Source organism: Rhodococcus sp. IEGM 1307, assembly GCF_030056915.1.
GTDB lineage: Bacteria > Actinomycetota > Actinomycetes > Mycobacteriales > Mycobacteriaceae > Rhodococcus_F > Rhodococcus_F opacus_D.
In genome coordinates, this window is record NZ_JASHKW010000089.1 from 1 (window position 1) to 317 (window position 317).

Below are 317 nucleotides of genomic sequence, written 5' to 3' on the forward strand. Positions count from 1 at the left end.
TCGCGGCGTCGGAGTCGACCCGGTTCTTCCCGATGCTCACCACCGCCGCCGGCACGGTCAAGCCGGCGACGGTGCTGGTGCTCGGTGTCGGTGTCGCCGGCCTGCAGGCCCTGGCCACGGCGAAGCGTCTCGGGGGCCGGGCCACCGGTTACGACGTGCGCCCGGAGGTCGCCGACCAGGTTCGCTCGGTCGGTGCGCAGTGGCTCGATCTGGGGATCGACGCCGCCGGTGAGGGCGGGTACGCCCGCGAGCTGACCGAGGAGGAGCGGGCGCAGCAGCAGCAGGCGCTCGAGGACGCGATCAAGGGCTTCGACGTG

At 73.5% G+C, this 317-nt stretch carries 1 pseudogene; it reads left to right on the forward strand.

Features of this window, described 5'->3' with window-relative positions:
• Positions 1-317: pseudogene (locus tag QM841_RS42940) on the forward strand (NAD(P)(+) transhydrogenase (Re/Si-specific) subunit alpha); the annotation flags it as partial.